General features: G+C 44.9%; 11 protein-coding genes. 10 read left to right on the top strand and 1 reads right to left on the bottom strand.

Going from position 1 to position 19,483, the window contains the following annotated elements:
- Window positions 1–7 precede the first annotated feature (7 nt).
- Window positions 8–769: an ABC transporter ATP-binding protein gene (locus H4K34_RS08060; protein ID WP_210760309.1), complete on the top strand. Its 762-nt coding sequence runs from the start codon at window positions 8–10 to the stop codon at window positions 767–769.
- Between the two features lie 3 nt (window positions 770–772).
- Here the strand turns inward: H4K34_RS08060 and H4K34_RS08055 are convergent, their stop codons facing one another.
- Window positions 773–1,153 carry a helix-turn-helix domain-containing protein gene (locus tag H4K34_RS08055; RefSeq protein WP_281384734.1) on the bottom strand — a complete coding sequence of 127 codons (381 nt, stop codon included), beginning with the start codon at window positions 1,151–1,153 and terminating at the stop codon, window positions 773–775.
- A 296-nt stretch (window positions 1,154–1,449) separates the two neighbouring features.
- Between H4K34_RS08055 and H4K34_RS08050 the strand changes: the two genes are divergently transcribed.
- The 9 genes from H4K34_RS08050 (at window position 1,450) to H4K34_RS08010 (ending at window position 19,448) form a co-directional block, all read left to right on the top strand.
- Window positions 1,450–1,935 (top strand): hypothetical protein, encoded by a 486-nt coding sequence (locus tag H4K34_RS08050; RefSeq protein WP_210760307.1) that lies wholly within the window; start codon window positions 1,450–1,452, stop codon window positions 1,933–1,935.
- Window positions 1,932–2,339 (top strand): PaaI family thioesterase, encoded by a 408-nt coding sequence (locus tag H4K34_RS08045; protein ID WP_210760306.1) that lies wholly within the window; start codon window positions 1,932–1,934, stop codon window positions 2,337–2,339. Before H4K34_RS08050 ends, H4K34_RS08045 begins: the two co-directional genes overlap by 4 nt.
- A gap of 41 nt (window positions 2,340–2,380) precedes the next feature.
- Window positions 2,381–3,082 (top strand): NUDIX hydrolase, encoded by a 702-nt coding sequence (locus H4K34_RS08040; RefSeq protein WP_210760305.1) that lies wholly within the window; start codon window positions 2,381–2,383, stop codon window positions 3,080–3,082.
- 64 nt (window positions 3,083–3,146) lie between these two features.
- Complete coding sequence (pcaF, locus tag H4K34_RS08035; protein WP_210760304.1) at window positions 3,147–4,355, top strand: 3-oxoadipyl-CoA thiolase; 1,209 nt, start codon at window positions 3,147–3,149, stop codon at window positions 4,353–4,355.
- Window positions 4,356–4,389: 34 nt separating this feature from the next.
- On the top strand, window positions 4,390–5,715 hold the full coding sequence (locus H4K34_RS08030; RefSeq protein WP_210760303.1) for a hypothetical protein: 1,326 nt from the start codon (window positions 4,390–4,392) through the stop codon (window positions 5,713–5,715).
- A 39-nt stretch (window positions 5,716–5,754) separates the two neighbouring features.
- Window positions 5,755–6,351 carry an acyltransferase gene (locus tag H4K34_RS08025; RefSeq protein WP_210760558.1) on the top strand — a complete coding sequence of 199 codons (597 nt, stop codon included), beginning with the start codon at window positions 5,755–5,757 and terminating at the stop codon, window positions 6,349–6,351.
- 158 nt (window positions 6,352–6,509) lie between these two features.
- Window positions 6,510–6,725 carry a hypothetical protein gene (locus tag H4K34_RS08020; RefSeq protein WP_210760302.1) on the top strand — a complete coding sequence of 72 codons (216 nt, stop codon included), beginning with the start codon at window positions 6,510–6,512 and terminating at the stop codon, window positions 6,723–6,725.
- Between the two features lie 153 nt (window positions 6,726–6,878).
- Window positions 6,879–17,075: a T9SS-dependent choice-of-anchor J family protein gene (locus H4K34_RS08015; protein WP_210760301.1), complete on the top strand. Its 10,197-nt coding sequence runs from the start codon at window positions 6,879–6,881 to the stop codon at window positions 17,073–17,075.
- A gap of 189 nt (window positions 17,076–17,264) precedes the next feature.
- Window positions 17,265–19,448, top strand: a complete 2,184-nt coding sequence (locus H4K34_RS08010) for a prolyl oligopeptidase family serine peptidase (protein ID WP_210760300.1) — start codon at window positions 17,265–17,267, stop codon at window positions 19,446–19,448.
- The last annotated feature ends 35 nt before the right edge of the window (window positions 19,449–19,483 follow it).

Raw genomic sequence — 19,483 nt, 5'->3', positions numbered from 1 at the left:
TAGGAGCATGGAAATCTTAGAAGTAAAAGACCTCACTAAAGTTTATAATTCTCAAACCGTATTGGATATCCCCGAATTAAAATTTAAGGCGGGTCAATCCATGGGATTAGTTGGAAACAATGGCGCTGGTAAAACTACCCTGTTTCGCCTCATCCTGGATTTGATTAAAGCCAATCGCGGTTCCGTATGGAGCAAGGGTGAGGATGTATCTAAAAGCGAAATTTGGAAAAAGTATACCGGCAGTTTTATCGATGAAGGCTTTTTGATCGATTACTTAAGTCCGGATGAGTACTTCCAGTTTATTGGGCGCTTACACGGCTTAACTCGGGGAGACTTGGAAGCCCGTTTAGCACAATATGAAGACTTCTTTGCTGGCGAAATTCGCGGGGGTAAGAAATACATCCGCGACCTTTCCAAGGGTAATCAAAAGAAAGTGGGTGTAGTTGGGGCATTGTTAGGAGATCCAGATATTTTAATTCTTGATGAGCCTTTCGCAAATCTGGACCCCTCTACTCAATATCGCTTACGGGATGAGCTTAAAAAGCTGGATCAGCAAACCGATATTACCATGCTTATCTCTAGTCATGACCTGGGCCATGTTACGGAGTTCTGCGAACGCATTGTGATTTTGGATCACGGAAAGGTGGTGAAGGATATCCACACTAATACCGAAACCTTAAGTGAACTGGAGGATTTCTTTATTCAGAAAATAAAAGGAAAAGCCTCCCCTGTTGAGGAAGGAGAGGCTTTTAGCGAATCAAAGGAATAATTTTCAGGCACTCTGAAAGACCACTCTATAGGCCTCATCACTGGCCTGAGGGTCGATAATCTTTAGAAGTTTGTTGAGGGCGGCCCAGAGCCGCTCTCTTTCTAAACGCAAATCTTCAATACCTGCTTTGAGGCGATCGATTTCTGCTTCGTACTCCCATTTTTGTTTATCGGGAATAACCTGATCCATTAGGTCCCGGGGGTCAATTTGCAAATGGTCACAAATAATCAGAAAACGCTCTAAGTTGAGTGGACTCTGTCCGTTTTCCATTTTGCGATAAGCATCCCGTCCTAAGCTTAAAAGGAGAGCCATGTCTTCTTGGCTCTTATGTCTTTTTTTCCTAGCAATTTTTACTTGCTCAATAATGGAAGAATAAACAGTCATGATTAAGGGGCTTATTGAAAAGCTAAGGTGGGAAAAATACTAAGCAGCAAATAGAGGGTTTTCCCCTATTTTTTTTGTGGAAAAAAGCAGTATAATATTGCTAACTACCTAAAAAACAGGGATTAGTGTTATAATTCAATAATCTGTTATTTGTAGGCTTTGGATTGGAATAAGTCTTTTAGCGCCTTCAGATAGTCCTATTCAGAATACAGAGATCTGACTGAAATTCTCCTGAAAACGGAGACCTTGTTCTAGGCAAATCACGCCACAGCGAACAGAACAATTACCTTTGCCGCATGCAAAAGAAACGCGATCATATTGCCGAGTCTATAGCAGACTATATGGCAATGAGTAGTGAAGAACAAGGGGCTATGATTGCCCGTGTAATGGAAGATCAACCCTTTTTAATGGGTTTTTTAACCGATGTGGCGGATGAGTTTAGCGATGAACAACATGAATCCTTAGTTGATTCAGTCATGATTTTACTCAATGCTTTTATTGCCGCGGGAATGCCCGTAGGTTTAATTCCGGGCCCTGCTTTAGAGGAGGTAATTAAAGAACGTACCGAAGCCTATGCTGAGGCGGATGTATTATTGCCCGAAGTTTCAGAAAGCCCCAAGGTGTTTCAGGATCTCCGCAATTTGGCCATTGTTAAAGCCGATTTGAATGTGGATAGTGAGCAGGATTTAGCGAACTTCAATTTAATGCTTGACATCCTTATTACCTCAGTAGAGCGTATGGCCGATTATGAGCAAAAACAGAAAGACGGCTCCGAAGCATGAAGTCGGCCAAGGAAGTAGTAGATACCATGTACAATGGGGATGCTTTTAGCCAATGGCTGGGCATTGAGGTGCAATCTTGCGAAGCTGGAGCTTGTAAGCTCAGTATGCGAGTGCGGGAGGAAATGACCAATGGCTTTAAAATTGCCCATGGGGGTATTTCCTATTCCTTAGCAGATAGTGCCCTGGCTTTTGCTAGCAACGGCCACGGCCAACATGCACTTTCCATTGAAACAGCCATTTCCCATACCAAGCCGGTAAAAGCCGGTGAAAAAATTACCGCCACTGCCAGTGAGATTCGCAAAAGCCGCAGCATTGGCATTTATGAAGTTCGGGTAGAAAATGAAGCGGGTGATTTAATCGCCCATTTCAAAGGCACCGTATTTCGTAAAGACACCGAGTGGTAGAATAAATTCTTAGTGTATATTTGACACTAAGACCAATTGTCATGCATATAGAATTCTCTCCAGACGATTTTCAAGTGGCCTTAAGTACTTCAGTAGTGCTTTATGGTTTCGATGGGGAGGATCTCAAACTCTTAATTGGGACTAAAACCAATGAGCCCTATAAAGGTGCCGATGTATTGCCCTCTGTGGTGGTAAAGCCCAAAGAAGATCCCATTTTAGTGGCTCGGGAGTTAATGCGGTCCATTACCGGTTTCGATGATTGGTTAATAGAAAGGCTTAATGTGTTTGCCGATCCTTATCGCAATCCGGTAGGTCGAGTAGTTAATATTGCTTACTACGGCACTTTGCGCTTGAGCGAAGATTTGGAAAACGACCTGCGTCATTCGGAATACCGCTGGGTGAAGGCCGATCATATTCCACCTTTGGCTTATGATCACAATGATATTGTAGACTATTCCAAGGAGCGTTTGAAGCGTCGAGTAAAGCGCCGCCCTATTGGTTTTAGCCTCTTACCGCGTGAGTTCACCCTTAATCAAATTCAGCGGCTTTATGAATGCGCCCTGGGTCGGGAATTGGATAAGCGTAATTTTCGGCGCAAGCTTTTAAAGTCGGAACTACTGATCGATACCGGTAAAACCATTCGCAGCTCTCCGCGTGCTAAACGTCCTTCGGGTTTGTTCCGATTCGACGAAAAGAAGTACCGCACCCTCTCTTTGGAAGGTTACGATTTCGTATATCAGTAAGCCTCGGTTCCCGGGCAATTGCGATATTCGCAGCGGCGTAAAGCCGATCTGAAAAACACCTCTCATGAAAGAAGCATATATCGTAGACGGAATCCGTACTCCTATTGGCAGTTTTGGTGGTAGCCTATCAGGCCTCCGAGCTGATGATATGGGAGCCTTGGTGATCAAAAGCTTGATCGAACGCAATTCTCAATTAGATCCGGCGGTAATTGCCGATGTAATTATGGGCTGCGCCAATCAAGCGGGAGAAGACAATCGAAATGTAGCGCGGATGTCGGCTCTATTAGCGGGCTTACCTCATTCTGTTCCTGGTGAAACCGTAAACCGACTTTGTGCCAGTGGTATGAGTGCCGGAGCTCAGGCTATGCGCGCCATTCGCAATGGTGATGGTGATGTATTTGTGGCGGGTGGTTTGGAGCATATGACTCGTGCGCCCTACGTTATGAGCAAGCCCAGTAAAGCCTTTGGTACTGATTCTAAGATGTATGATAGTTCTTTCGGCTGGCGATTCGTGAATCCGGAAATGTTTAAGCGCTATGGTACTGATGCCATGGGCGAAACTGCTGAAAACCTGGTGGATCAATTCGGTATTAGCCGCGAGGATCAGGATAAATTTGCCTTATGGTCGCAGCAAAAGGCGACTGCCGCCACCGAAAGCGGACGTTTGGCCGAGGAGATTGTAAAAGTGTCTATTCCCCGTCGTAAGCAGGAGGATTTGATTTTCGGAACAGATGAGTTTATCAAGCCGAAATCAAGCCTGGAGATTTTAGGGAAATTACGTCCCGCCTTCCGCAAAGAAGGAGGAACCGTAACTGCTGGAAATGCCTCAGGGTTAAATGATGGAGCCGCCGCTCTTTTAGTGGCTTCCGAACAAGGTTTGAAAGATCAGAACTTAAAACCTTTGGCCCGCATGGTATCTATGGGTGTAGCGGGAGTTGAGCCTCGCATTATGGGAATCGGTCCGGTTTACGCCTCCGAGATTGCCCTTAAAAAAGCGGGTTTAAGCCTGGCCGATATGGACATCATCGAATTGAATGAGGCTTTTGCCGCTCAGGTATTAGCTTGTACTCGCCAAATGGGTCTCGATGATCAAGATGAGCGCATTAACCCTAATGGTGGAGCGATTGCCTTAGGTCATCCACTGGGAATGTCGGGAGCGCGTCTATTGCAAACCGCCGCTATTCAGCTCCAGAAAACGGCTAAGCGCTATGCTCTTTGCACTATGTGTATTGGTGTAGGGCAGGGTTATGCCGTGGTTATCGAGCGGGCCTAAGCAACCACTTTGGGGCTTTGCGTCTGTATTGAAGATGAAGCAGATCAGCCTATTTTTATTTTGCCTCCTGGCCATTGGCCTGCGGGGGCAGTATCTCGATTTAGAACTGGTAAATGCTAAGGGCCAGGCTTTAGCGGGGGTAGTCGCCATTGATTATTTGGGAAAGGAATACGGCCCCAGTAATGCGAAAGGCTCCTTGCGAATTCCGGAAACGGCGGGCTCGGTAGTACAGCTATTTAAGGAAGGCTATTACATTAAATTATTGGAGCTGGATTGGACTGAAATGGCTTCCCGAAAGGTGAAGGTAGAAATGCAGTCTAATGCCATGGAATTAGCCGAAGTAGAGGTGCAAGCCCGTGCGATTTCCTTTACCGATACCCTGCGTGTTCAGGATTTCGACTTCCAGAATGATATGCTTTTGGTATTGGGCTATGATTATCTGGTGATGGCCCAAGCCGACCTTAAAGCCCTTTGGAGTCTTCGTAACCGGGCTGATTATACCAGCATTGAGCGTGATCCACGAGGGAACCTCTTTTTATTGAGTGAGGACAGTGCCAGTCAGGTAATTCTGCGTTCCGATCAACTCTATTTCTATCCGGCGGTAAGCCGCACTCAATATGGGCAATATATTGAACCTTTGGTAGCGCAAATTGGCAAAGCCTTGATAGTTCGCAATAATCAGATGGAGTCTATGCCTTTACCGATTAGCGAAATGCGCGCCGGGACTCAGGGTAAGAGCATGAGCTTTCCGCCCTTCCATAATCAAGGAGTGCAATTGTTTATATATCGCGAAGGGCAGGAGCCGGAAGAGTTTTTCTTTAGTGTGGATACGCCCGCAGTTATGGCGGCTCATCAAGCCTTTATGCATGCCTATTCCATTGCCGCGGGAATTGAAAAGGTTTATGATATGTATGGGGTTTGGCAACATGAAAAGCTCTTTGATTTAGATGTGGCTCAGAAAATGTATCAGAGAGGTCATGCTAAATATTATCCCACCCCCATGTTTAAAGTGGAGGAAGAATATTGGCTTTTTGATCGCTATAATGATCAATTAGTGGTTTTTGATGCTCAGGGCCATCAGAAGGAAGCTCTCCCTTTTAAAATAGATGATGATTATATCGCGCCTCTAATAATTCAGGATTATCAGCAAAAAAAGCTCTATGCTCTACAGAAAGAAAGAGGCATGGTGTATCTCTATTCTTTTGAAGGAAAGAAATTAGGAGGGGCTCAAAAGGTGGCCTTATTTGCCCGAGAAACTAAGGTCTATGATGGGAAGCTATATTATATCGATGAATATAATTTTATGCATCTCCGCGAAAGCGGTATTTCCGGAATAGAACTGGCTGTGCGCCTCTTTTAAAGTAAAGCCCTTAACTTGCCTTTTCTAATAAAGGTAGCGATGTTTTACGAGTTTCAGGGCTTTAAGCCGGTGGTTAAGGAAAGTGCTTTTGTGCACCAATCGGCAGTTATCATTGGTAATGTTTTAATCGGAGAGAAAGTCTATATCGGACCGGGAGCCGTAATTCGGGGCGACTGGGGTCAGATAATCATTGAGGATGGTTGCAATGTGCAGGAAAACTGCGTGGTGCATATGTTTCCTGGGGTTAGTATTCGCCTGGAAGAAGGAGCGCATGTTGGACATGGCGCAATTATCCACGGCGCAAATTTGGGCCGCAATGTTTTAATAGGAATGAACGCCGTGATAATGGACCGGTCCACCGTTGGCGCAGGTTCTATTGTAGGGGCCTTGAGTTTCGTTAAAGCCGATACCCAGATTCCCGAACGCAGCTTAGTAGTAGGCAATCCAGCCCGCATTATCAAAGAGGTGAGCGACACTATGCTCAACTGGAAAAGCAAGGGAACCGAATTGTATCAAGAGCTGCCCGGAGAGCTATATGCCAGTCTAAAAGAATGTGAACCCTTGGCGGAAGAAGAGGCCAATCGGCCCAAGCAAGAAAAGCTCTTTCAAACCTGGAATGAGCAACAAGGCGGCTAAAAAAAATTAATCTGAGCTTAACACATTCATCTCGTTTTTAGTACATTCGGAAACAAGTTTTTAAGGATAAATTAACTGTACAAGTGTTTTAGAAGCTTTAGGGAGAGCTTTAGCACTTGATTTTAAGGGAACTAGGATTAACAGGTTACTGAACTGAAATGAGGAACAATTTCTTTCAGGCGCATGCTCGGCGGCATATTCGAGCCTTAAATGCGTACTTCGAACATCTTATTGATCAGGAAAAAATAACTCAGGCTTTATATAAGCTTGGAGTTCGGGAATTGTATGCATTTCCCCAAACTAAAAACTGTTTAACTGAGCAGTTTCAAAATCGCTATTCCTGTCATTATCCCCATTATTATTTAAACCATTAAGCACCTGAGAAGGGTGCTATTCCGCTTGGAATGCGGCATTTAACTGAATGTATAACCCTATAAAAAAAACAACATTGAGCACTAACCCGAACTAACCTATTCCAACTTGATAAACAGGCTCGCTACTAACAGTTGATAATTAACCATCTATTTATGAAAAACAAGTACTTCCATTTGTTAGGGCTGGTGGTCCTTGCCGTATTCGGACTTTCGCAGTCCGTTTTTGGGCAAGTTACCTCTTACCCCTACCTGGAGAACTTTGATTCTCAAAGCACATGCGGTACCTCTTGTACGTCGGTTTGTACCCTTACTGCGGGCGGCTGGACGAATAGCACTACAGACGATAAGGACTGGGCTGTAGATGCATCAGGGACCTCATCCTCATCCACCGGACCAAGTGGTGATCACACCACCGGAACCGGTAATTACATTTACACGGAAGCTTCCAGCTGCTACGGTAAAGTGGCGGACTTAATTTCTCCCGTATTTGATTTTACTTCACTAACCAATCCTAGTCTGGAGTTTTACTACCACATGTACGGACAAAGCATGGGAAGCCTCGAGGTTTTCGTGTCTACCGATGGTGGTACAAGCTGGACTAATGCATTGTTTAGCTTAAGTGGAGAACAGCAAACGTCAAATTCTGACCCTTACCTTCAAGCTGAAGTGCCTTTGTGTGCTTATGCGGGTCAGTCTAGCGTAACCATCCGTATTACCGGTACCACTGGTACCAACTTCTATTCGGATATGGCGATTGACGATATTCAGGTTTATGAAGCTACTACCTGTTTTGCACCCACATCTTTGTCTACTGCCAATGAGGTAGGAACCAGTGCAGATTTGAACTGGACGAATGTTTGTGCAGTATCTTATGACTACGTTGTGGTACCAATGGGATCTCCCCAAACTGCCACGGCGGTTGCTTCAGGTAACGTAGCTACTAATATGGCTACTGCCAGCGGTCTTTCTGCTACTACTAATTACGATGTATATGTACGCAGTAACTGTAGTGGATCTTCTTCTGCCTGGGCAGGACCCTTTACCATTTTCTCAGGTTGTACAGGAGCTTTAACTGGTAGCTATACCGTTGGTGGAAGCAGCCCTGATTATGCTACCATTTCTGAGGCTATTACCAGCTTAAGTAATTGTGGTGTTTCCGCTCCGGTTACCATTAACATTGCGGCCGGTACCTATAATGAGCAATTGGTTATTCCGGCAATTTCCGGAGCCAGCGCTACCAACACAGTTACCATTCAAGGGGCAGGCTCTACTTCTACTATCATCTCTTATGATGGTACAGGAAGCAGCGGTACTGCCGTAGAATTTAACGGTGCCAAGCATGTTAGCCTGAAAAATGTTGGCATTGAAAATACCAGCTCCAGCACTCCTGCTTTTGGTATCCACTTATGGAATGCCGCGGATACGATTACAATTGAAAATTGTGATATTAAAGTTCCTACTAATACTACTTCTTCTTTAGTAGTGGGAATCTTGAGCTCGGGCAGCCAAACCAGTACCGGTACTGCCGGAGATAATGCCAATGGCTTATTGGTAAAAGATTGTAATGTAACCGGTGGATATTATGGTATCCGCTTATACGGGTCTTCAACTACTGCAAGCGATAACCTTAATAACCGTATTCAAAATACAGTAGTAGATAGTGTTTATTTCTATGGTATTTATCTCTATTACCAAGGTTTACCAGAAGTAAGAGGCTGTACCGTTTCCAATACGCGCAACTCTTCTAGCTATGGTATCTATGCGGTTTATACTCCGGGGATCGAAGTTCATAAGAACTGGTTACAAAACTTGGGTACTTACGGAATCTATCTCTCCAATGTAAACACTACCACACAGCCTTTAGCTCGTCGTTGTAATGTGACCAATAATATGGTGAGCGCTACTGGTAGTGGTGATGCCCTGTATTTATCTGCGGCGGATTCGATCAATATCTATTACAATACCTTGTATGCAGATGCGGATCAAGCGCTGTGGATTAACTCTACCAGTGATGATTATGATGTACGTAATAATATTCTGGTTTCAGCCAATGAAACTCCGGTAGATTTAGATGCCGCACCAGACGCTACCGACATTATGGATTACAACGTAATGTATAGTGAGAATGGTAGCGATATCATGGATGTGAGTACTTCTTCTTATGCAGATTTAGCCACTTTACAGGCTGCTGCTTTAGGAACAAACTTCAACACCAATTCTGTAGAAGGTGATCCTTCATTTGTTGGCTCCCCTGATTTACACGTATTAGCCAGCACCGCAAATGATGTGGCTGTGGTAATCGCCGGAATTACCGATGATTTCGATGGCGATGCTCGTTCAGGCTCTACCCCGGATATTGGTGCGGATGAGTTTACTCCAGCATCTTGTTTACCTCCAACTGCTATGGCAGCGGCAAACATGACTGACCTTACAGCTGAATTAAGCTGGACTCCTGGTGGAACAGAAACTACCTGGAATATCGAATATGGACCTACCGGTTATACTCAAGGGGCAGGAACTACCGTTTCAGCGGTAACTGCTAATCCTTATACCTTAACGGGTTTAAGTCCAAACACTACTTACGATTTCTACATTCAGTCTGACTGTGGTACCGGAACCAGTATTTATGTTTTCGGAGCAACTTTCACCACTGCTTGTTCAGCTTTCAGCACTCCATTTAGTGAGTCCTTTGATGTTACTAGTATGCCTAGCTGCTGGTCTGCCTATGGATCAGATCCTTGGTTATTTACCACAACTTGGCCTGCTTATGGTGCCGGTTCAGCTTCTGATCACACAGGAAATAGTGGATCATTCGCTGGTATTGATGGATCTGGTGGCAGTTCTACAAATGATGGTACTCTGGAGTCGCCATTAATTGATTTGACTGGTTTAACCACCGCTCAACTAAGCTTCTATGTGTTTAGTAATAATACCGACTTCCCTGGCGATAATGCCACTTTAAATGTGGAAGTATGGGACGGTTCGGTTTGGACTAATGAATTGAGTTATGCCGGTGATAATGCTTCATGGGTAGAGCAAACCGTGGATTTAAGCTCCTATTCCGGTACTATTAAAATTCGCTTCATTGTAGATCAAACCACTATGACCAATAGTGCTTTCTATAATGATATCATGATTGACGACATCAGCGTTGCTGATGCACCAAGCTGTTCTTCCCCAAGTTCATTGGGCTTAGATTCAGTTGATCATGCTATGGCTATTGTTTACTGGACTACCGGTGGAGCTAGTGATTGGATTATTGAGTATGGAACTGCTGGCTTTACTTTAGGTTCTGGAACTCAAATGGTGGCAAGCAATGATACCGCTACTATCAGTGGTTTAATGGCTTCTACCGCCTATGAGTTCTATGTTGCGGATAGTTGTGGTTTAGGAGATGTAAGTGCCTTTACCGGTCCATTTGCTTTTAACACTACGGCCAATTGTCCTGGTACAGAATCCTTGCCTTATGCAGAGAACTTCAATACGGGTTCTGGTTGCTTTAGTACTATCGATGGAGGTGGATCTTCTGGCGATACTTGGGCACATACTGTAAATGGCTCTCAAAACTTAGACGGAACTGGTTACATGCGTGTAGACAGTGATGCTAATGGTAATGGAACGCACATGATTGAGACCTTGGAGTCTCCAGTGATTGATGCTTCCAGCGTTTCCAATTCATTGGTGTTGGAATTTGATCATTATTACCGTGCCTTAGGTGATTCTGCGACCGTTCAGGTTTATGATGGAGCCAATTGGGTAAATGTGGCTGTTTATAAAAACTCCACTGGTGGCTGGACTAGTCCAAGTCACGAAACCCTGGATGTTACAGCCTATGCCAATGCAAATTTCCAGGTGCGTTTCATGTATGATGATAACAATAGCTGGGCTTGGTATTGGAACGTTGATAATTTCTCTGTGGAGGATAAGTGCTTAACTCAAAGCCTTCCTTATGTAGAGAACTTTAATTCTGGAGCAGGTTGTTTCAGCACTGTTGATGGTGGTGATGCTTCCGGTGATACCTGGGCTCCTGCATCTAGCGGATCTCAAGATTTAGACGGTACAGACTATATGCGTGTAGATAGCGATGCCAATGGCAACGGTACTTATATGCGCGAAGAATTAGTATCTCCTAAGATCGACGCTTCTGGTTTTGCCGGAACCTTACTCTTGGAGTACGACCACTATTATCGATCAGTAGGTAGTGATACCGGTTTTGTAGATGTTTGGGATGGTACTGCTTGGGTAAATGTAGCTACCTATACTTCCAGCACAGGCGCTTGGTCTGCTCCAGCTCACGAAAGCATCGATATCTCAGCTTATGCCAATGCAGATTTGCAGGTTCGCTTTGACTATGATGATGGTAATAGCTGGGCTTGGTACTGGAGTGTAGATAATTTCTCCATTATGGATGTGGGTTGTTTAGCTCCTAGCGCATTGGGTCTTGATACCGTAGATCACTCTATGGCAACTGTATTCTGGACCACTGGCGGTGCCAGCGATTGGATTGTAGAATATGGTCCTGCTGGATTTAGCTTAGGTAGCGGAACTCAAGTTATCGCAACTAATGATACGATCACTATTACTGGTCTTTCTTCATCTACTGCCTATGAGTTCTATGTTGCCGATAGCTGCGGATTAGCAGATATCAGCGCCTTCACCGGACCTTTTGCCTTTAACACTACTTCAAGCTGTCCTGCTACAGAGGCCTTGCCTTTTGCAGAGAACTTTGATGTGGGCATCGGTTGTTTCACTGCTATTGATGGAGGTGGATCTTCCGGCGATACCTGGGCACATACTGTAAGTGGCTCTCAAAACTTAGACGGAACTGGCTATATGCGTGTAGACAGTGATGCTAATGGTAATGGAACGCATATGATCGAAACCTTGGAGTCTCCGGTAATTGATGCCTCCTCTGTTTCTAAATCTTTAATCCTTGAGTTTGACCATTATTATCGTGCCTTAGGTGACTCGGCAACCGTTCAGGTTTACGATGGAACCAATTGGGTAAATGTGGCTATTTATAAAAACTCTACTGGTGGATGGTCTAATCCTAGCCACGAGATTATTGATGTTACTGCATATGCCAATGCAAACTTCCAAGTACGCTTCTTCTATGATGATGGCAATAGCTGGACTTGGTATTGGAGCGTAGACAACTTCTCTGTAGAAGACAAGTGTTTAACTCAAAGCCTTCCATTTGTAGAGAACTTTGATGCTGATCAAGGTTGCTTTAGCAGCGTTGATGGTGGTGCAGCCAGCGGTGATACCTGGGCTCATACTACCAATGGATCTCAAAATCTGGATGGTACCGGCTACATGCGTGTAGATAGTGATGCCAATGGTAATGGTACTTATATGCGTGAGCAATTAGTATCTCCTATTATTGATGCTTCAGGATTTGCCGGAACCTTACTCTTAGAATACGATCATTACTTCCGCTCTATTAGCGGTGATACAGGCTTCGTAGATGTTTGGGACGGAACCGCTTGGGTAAATGTGGCTATGTACACCGCAACTACCGGTGGTTGGTCATCTCCAGCTCATGAGGCCATTGACATTTCTGCTTATGCTAATGCCGACTTACAAGTTCGTTTTGATTATGACGATGGTAATACCTGGGCTTGGTACTGGAGTGTAGATAACTTCTCTATCATGGATGTAGGTTGTTTACCACCTAGCGCTTTGGGTTACTTCAATGTAGGTACCAGCAGTGCAGAAATTTTCTGGACTACCGGTGGTGCCAGCAACTGGCAAGTAGAATACGGCCCTGCCGGCTTTAGCTTAGGCAGTGGAACCCGCGTGTCTGCTACTAATGACACCATCTTACTTAGCAATTTACAAGGAGCAACTACTTACGATTTCTATGTACAAGATAGCTGCGGCGCAACCGACCTTTCCACCTGGGCTGGTCCGGTAAGCTTTGCAACGGCTTGTCCTGCAAGCGTAATGGCTCCCTACAGCACCGACTTCGAAGGCATTAGCACAGGTAACTATACCACCTTTGATAATTGCTGGACTACCTTCGGAACAACTAATCCTGCTTGGTATGCCGATGTAAACGGAACCGGTTCATCAGGTACTGGTCCAAACTTCGATCACACTACTGGCGGTGGCGGTGTATATATGTTCTTGGAAACCTCTTCTCCATCGAGCTTAGGTGATACCAACGTATTGTATTCTCCTGCTATCGATATCAGTCCTTTAACTAATCCTCAGGTTAGCTTCTGGTATCACATGTATGGCGCTACCATGGGTAATCTGCGCATTTGGGCAGAAGATACCGGTGGTAACCGTACTGTATTAGATAGTATTATTGGTCAGCAGCAAACCACTGGAAGTGATCCTTGGTTGCAAATGCAAATTCCATTAAGTGGTTTAGCTAGTGGAACCTACCGTTTCCTTTTCGAAGGTATTGGAGGTAGCAGCTTTACTTCAGATATGGCGATTGATGATTTCGCTGTAGAAGAAGCTCCAAACTGTTTTGCTTCTAGCAATCTGGTATTTATTTCTTCTGATAATACCAGTGCCACTGTAACTTGGACTGCAGGTACTGGCACCAGCTGGGATGTAGAGTATGGTCCTGCCGGCTTTAGCCCTGGTAGCGGAACCATCATTAATTCCACTAATGATACTCTTACCATTACTGGTTTAAGTGCAAGTACTGCTTATGATTTCTATGTAACTGACAGCTGTGGAGCCTCTGGCTTATCCACTACTGTTGGACCACAAAGTTTTGTTACCAGTGCATGTCCTTTGTCTGATCAATGTATGTACACCTTCGATCTTTACGACACCTTCGGTGACGGATGGAATGGCGGTGGCATTAAGATCTACCAAAATGGACTTCAAGTAGCAGCCTTGGGTGGAAACTTTACTGCCGGAACCAGTTCCTTAGGTAATATGGTGCCACTTTGTGATAACTTACCTATCGTTGTTACACTTGATCCTGCTGGAGCATGGCCTTCAGAAATGGAGATAGTAGCTATTCAGCCTAATGGTGATACTGCTGGAGTACATAGTGCTTCTGCTACCGTTGGAACTGGTGATACCTTATTCAGCTTCACCAGCAACTGTTCTAGCTGTATCACTTACCAGGCTCCATTCTTTGAGAGCTTCGAGGTGAACTCACCAAGCATTACTTGTTGGACCAATGTATTCGTGGCCGATACCTTCTCTTGGTCATTGGGTACTGGTTCTTCAGGTGGCTCAGTAACCACTGCTTATGCTGGAGCAACCAACGCGGTATTTGTTTCCGCAAATGGTGGCCCAGATACAACCTTATTGGTTTCTCCGGTGATCAATTTGAATGCTTTGGTTTCTCCACAGTTAAGCTTCTGGTATGCTCAAGAAAGTTGGGCTGGCGATCAGAACGTAACAAACGTTTACTATCGCGCCTCAGCGAATGATCCTTGGACCTTCCTTTTCGGAGATAATGCCGATCGTAGTGCTTGGACCTTCGCAACCATGAGCTTACCGAATCCTTCCAGCACCTATCAGATCGCTATTGAAGGGGTTAACAATTGGGGTCGTGCTAACGTGGTAGACAGCCTGTCTATTACCGATGCCGCTGTAATCTGTTCTCAGCCTGATAGCGTAATGGCCAGCAATATCACCTTCGCTAATGCGGATGTAAGCTGGGTATCTAGTAGCAATGCTTCTTCTAGCTTTATCGAGTACGGTCCACTTGGATTTGTACCTGGTACCGGCGCCATTGTGAATCCTGCTTCTAACCCAACTACTTTGATGGGCTTAATGCCAGGAACCACTTATGAGGCTTGTGTATATGATATCTGTAGCAGTTTGGGCGACACTAGTATGGCCGCTTGCGTGACCTTTACTACCCCTTGTGCCCCAATCAGCAACTATCCTTATATGGAAGACTTCGATAACGGAGTATTCCCCGCCTGCTACAGTGAAACTACTACCAGTTCAGGATCCTATGTTTGGGCACCAGATGCTGGCGGTACTTCTTCTACAAATACCGGTCCTGCAGTAGATCATACTTTAGGAACAGCCGCTGGATATTACATGTATGTTGAGGCTTCCTCTCCAGCTGCGCAAGGCGACAGTGCCTTCTTGTACACTCCGGAGTTTGATTTGACTTCTCTCACTAATCCTGAGATTGTTTATTACTACCATATGTATGGCGCCGATATCGTGAACCTGGATCTTCAGGCTTATGATCGCACTAGCATGACCTGGGTAAGCTTAAACAATATCGTAGGACAGCAACAAACCGCTAATGGTGATGCATGGCTAGAAGCTCGAATTAACATTGCTGCTTATACCAGCGATACAGCCCAACAGTTCCGCTTCTTAAGCGTTCGTGGTGCTAGCTTCGATGGTGATGCCGCTCTGGATGATATTATCGTTCGTGAGACTCCTGCTTGTGTGGATCCTGCAAACTTGATGGTAGTTACTGCTGCTAGCAATAGTGTTACCCTGGCTTGGGATAGCGATACCAATATTGTTGCCTCTACTGTTCAATATGGAGCTCCTGGCTTTATGTTAGGCAGCGGTACCAATGTTGCAGCTACTCCTGGTGGGTTTACCCTAACAGGATTAAGCGGAACAACTTGCTATGATTTCTATGTGAAGGATAGCTGTTCTACCGGAACCAATTGGGTGGGTCCAGTAAGTGCTTGTACCATTGCTACTTGCTCTGTAAGCAGCATGCCAAGTGGCACTACTAATGACACTACCGATTGTGATGGTGGTCCTACTACCTTAATGGCAACTTCCAGCTCTAATAATGATTTGGTTTGGTTAACCAATGGTATGGTACGTGAAACTGGTGCTACTTATGTAACCGATTCAGTAGCCTTCACCACTGCCTTTGATGTAGCGGAGTATGTTACTACCAACCCTGTTCTGCATGTAGGTCCTTTAACCAATATTGCAGCTTCCGGATTCGGAAACTTTTCTAATGGTCAGTGGATTACAGTGGACGACACTATCCATATCGACAGTATGACGGTATTGCATCAAAATGATGTGGTGGCCTTTGCACAAATCTGGGATGCCAGTATTACCAACGTGATTCAACGTGGTGATACCTTCAGCACTCCAGCTGGTGTAACTGGTGATATGCGTGTACCAGTGAATATGGTGCTTACCCCAGGGGTGTACTTTATGAATGTAGACTTCCTTTCAGGTGCAGGTTCTTTATTCCGTGCTACCGATGGTGCTGCTTATCCTTATGATTTGCCAGGATTGATGAGTATTGACTCAACCAACTTCTCGGCTCAAATCCGGATCTACTACACCTTCGATCTTACGGTTAGCAAAGCCTGTATTGGTTCCGCTACTCAAGCATTGGCGGTTGTGCCCGGTGCAAATGCCGGTATTTCTGATACCAGCCTTGTTTGCTCTAGCGACAATGCAGCTAACCTTGCAGCCTTCTTAGGTGTGCATGATAATGGCGGTACTTGGGTAGATAATGATGCCACTGGTGCATTAACTGACAGTATCCTGGATGCTACTCAGTTAACCGCAGGTAATACCTACCACTTTAGCTACATCTTAGCAGGTGTAAACGGCTGTGCCGGAGATACTGCTGATGTATGGGCTGAGGTAGAAGCGGCTCCATTTGGAGGCGTAGATACCAGCTTAGCACTTTGTAGCGGAAGCGGAATCACCATCTTGCGTAACTACTTAACTGGAACCGCCTTCGGTGGAACCTGGGTAGACCTTGATGGATCTGGTGCACTGAATACTGGAACTGGCGTGTTTAACAGCAATAATGCTGCTGTTGGAACCTACCGTATTCTTTATGTACTGGCAGGTGTAGCTTGTCCTGCAGATACTACTATGTTAACCGTGTCTGTAGATGCAGTAGTTAGCGCTGGTATGGATATCAGTGATACTGCTTGCGACGACGAGACTATGGTAGACCTTAGCACTTATCTTGATCCTGCGGCCACTGCTGGTGGTACCTGGACCGACTTAAGTGGTAGTGGTGCTCTAAGTGGAAATATCTTTGATGCGACAGCCGTAGCAAATATGACTAGCTATAACTTCCAATACAAAGTGAATTCTGCTTGTGGCGACGATTCTGCTGTGGTTACTCTATACGTAGATGATTGCGATGTAAGCGTTCGTGAAATGCATACCGGTCTGATCAACATCTATCCAAACCCAACTACCGGTTTGATTAAGATCGATGATCAGAATGTACGCGGAACAATTAAGGTTGAAGTATACGCTGGAAATGGTCAGTTGATGATTTTCGAAGAATACGCTGAAAACGAAGAAATCCGTTTGGATATCTCCAATTTTGCAACCGGTATTTACACCGTAAAAGTGAATTCAGCCGCGGGTATTGATGTGAAACGCATCATGAAACACTAAGCTGAAGCTTAAATAATAAGGAGCCCCGACCCATGTGTCGGGGCTTTTTTTTTAGCCCAAAGTCGGCACCCTATAAGCTTAATTCTTGCTAAAAGATGATTGTCGGCCCAGAGAATTCTCAAACTAGTGCTCCTAAGCTTATATTTGTGCGTACCGATTCTGACCCACCTATCAAAAAATCAAACTATTATGAAGAAAGGACCATGGATCACGGGCCTGGCAATTGCCCTCTCAGTGGCCTGTACCGAAAAACCTAAGGAAAAGGAAGAAAGCATGAGTGCCGAACTGAATTATCCGGAAACCCGTAAAGACTCTACTGTTGATGATTATTTCGGGACTCAGGTGATGGACCCCTATCGCTGGTTGGAGGACGATCGTTCGCCCGAAACAGAAGCTTGGGTGAAAGCCGAAAATGAAGTAAGCTTCGGATACCTGGAGACTATTCCTTACCGTGATGAGCTAAAAGAAAAGCTTACCGAATTATGGAACTATGAGAAGGTTGGCGCTCCCTTTGAAGAAGGAGATTACACCTATTTCTACAAGAATAATGGCCTCCAGAATCAGTATGTGATTTACCGCTTTAAAACTGGTGAAGGCAATATGGATAATGCAGAGGTATTCTTGGATCCCAACACCTTTGCGGCGGATGGCAGTACCTCATTAGGCGGTATGAGCTTTACCAAAGATGGTAGCCTTTGTGCTTACCAAATTTCTGAAGGTGGATCTGACTGGCGTAAGGTGATTATCATCGATGCCGTAAGCAAAGAACAAATTGGCGATACTCTGGTAGACGTTAAATTCTCCGGCCTAAGCTGGAGAGGCAATGAAGGTTTTTACTACAGCTCCTACGATAAGCCGGTAAATGGTAGTCAGTTAACCGCCATGACCGACATGCATAAATTATACTTCCATCGCTTAGAAACTCCTCAATCGGAAGATGAATTGGTATTCGGTGGTGATGCCATGAAACGTCGTTACATCAGTGGATACGTAACCGAGGATGGAAAGTACTTAGTGATTTCAGCCGCAGAATCCACTACCGGAAACGAGTTGTATATCAAAAGATTAGACATGCCTAATGCAGCCTTTAAATCCATTATTACCGGATTCGATAGCGAGCAAGGAATTATCCATACCGATGGGGATATGATTTGGATTAAAACAAATCTGAATGCACCTAATGGCCGGGTGGTGAAAACCACTTTCCCTGCCATGGACCCAGAGAATTGGGTAGATGTAATCCCCGAAACTGAAAATGTATTGGAAATTGGTTCCGCTGGTGGTAAGTTCTTCGCGACCTATATGATTGATGCCGTTCACAAAGTGTATCAATACAATGTGGATGGGCAAATGGAACGCGAAATTGAGCTTCCTGGTCCTGGTTCTGTGGGAGGCTTTGGTGGTAAATGGGACGATAAAGAACTGTATTACAGCTTTACTTCCTATATCTATCCTGGAACAACCTTTAAATACAATATTGAAAGCGGAGCCTCAGAATTATACCGCAAGTCAGCGGTTAATTTCGATCCGGAATTATACGAGTCTAAGCAAGTATTCTATACCTCTAAAGATGGTACCAAGGTGCCCATGATTATTACCTATAAGAAGGGTATCCAATTAGACGGTACTAATCCAACTATGCTTTATGGCTACGGAGGCTTTAATGTGAGCTTAACTCCTTACTTCAGCACCAGCAATATTGTTTGGTTGCAACAAGGTGGGGTGTATGCCGTAGCTAACCTTCGTGGAGGAGGCGAGTATGGCGAAAAATGGCATGAGGCCGGTACCCTAATGAAGAAGCAAAATGTATTTGATGACTTCATTGCGGCGGGTGAATACCTGATTGCGCAGAAATACACTAGTTCTGAAAAATTGGCGATTTCAGGTGGTTCGAATGGTGGATTGCTAGTTGCCGCTACCATGACTCAGCGCCCCGATTTAATGGCAGTTGCCTTACCAGCGGTTGGTGTATTGGATATGCTCCGTTACCACAAGTTTACCGCTGGAGCGGGATGGCATACCGATTACGGTACTGCTGATGACAGCCAGGAAATGTTCCAGTACTTATATGGCTACTCTCCCTTACACAATGTAAAAGAAGGAGTAGAATATCCTGCAACTATGGTAACCACTGGCGATCATGATGATCGTGTAGTACCTGCACATAGCTTTAAGTTTGCTGCCGAATTGCAGGCTAAGTACTCTGGTTCCAGACCGATGTTAATTCGTATTGAAACCAATGCGGGTCATGGTGCCGGAAAACCAACGGATAAGATTATCCAAGAACAAGCGGATAAATGGGCATTTAGCCTTTACAATATGGGATATATGAGTTTACCTCACCCTTACTCAACAGAAACTGCCGCACATTAATTTGTGCCTTGTTATTTGAAAGCGCCCGGTTGCTA

The organism is Croceimicrobium hydrocarbonivorans (assembly GCF_014524565.1).
Taxonomy (GTDB): domain Bacteria; phylum Bacteroidota; class Bacteroidia; order Flavobacteriales; family Schleiferiaceae; genus Croceimicrobium; species Croceimicrobium hydrocarbonivorans.
This window is presented reverse-complemented; position numbering and strand designations above follow the sequence as displayed.

Excerpts from the sequence above, each read along its gene's own strand:
- H4K34_RS08030 (WP_210760303.1), top strand. The coding sequence starts at position 4,390 with ATGAAGCAGATCAGCCTATTTTTATTTTGCCTCCTGGCCATTGGCCTG.
- H4K34_RS08010 (WP_210760300.1), top strand. The coding sequence starts at position 17,265 with ATGAAGAAAGGACCATGGATCACGGGCCTGGCAATTGCCCTCTCAGTG.
- H4K34_RS08015 (WP_210760301.1), top strand. The coding sequence starts at position 6,879 with ATGAAAAACAAGTACTTCCATTTGTTAGGGCTGGTGGTCCTTGCCGTA.
- pcaF (WP_210760304.1), top strand. The coding sequence starts at position 3,147 with ATGAAAGAAGCATATATCGTAGACGGAATCCGTACTCCTATTGGCAGT.
- H4K34_RS08055 (WP_281384734.1), bottom strand. The coding sequence starts at position 1,153 with ATGACTGTTTATTCTTCCATTATTGAGCAAGTAAAAATTGCTAGGAAA.
- H4K34_RS08040 (WP_210760305.1), top strand. The coding sequence starts at position 2,381 with ATGCATATAGAATTCTCTCCAGACGATTTTCAAGTGGCCTTAAGTACT.
- H4K34_RS08060 (WP_210760309.1), top strand. The coding sequence starts at position 8 with ATGGAAATCTTAGAAGTAAAAGACCTCACTAAAGTTTATAATTCTCAA.
- H4K34_RS08020 (WP_210760302.1), top strand. The coding sequence starts at position 6,510 with ATGAGGAACAATTTCTTTCAGGCGCATGCTCGGCGGCATATTCGAGCC.
- H4K34_RS08045 (WP_210760306.1), top strand. The coding sequence starts at position 1,932 with ATGAAGTCGGCCAAGGAAGTAGTAGATACCATGTACAATGGGGATGCT.
- H4K34_RS08025 (WP_210760558.1), top strand. The coding sequence starts at position 5,755 with ATGTTTTACGAGTTTCAGGGCTTTAAGCCGGTGGTTAAGGAAAGTGCT.
- H4K34_RS08050 (WP_210760307.1), top strand. The coding sequence starts at position 1,450 with ATGCAAAAGAAACGCGATCATATTGCCGAGTCTATAGCAGACTATATG.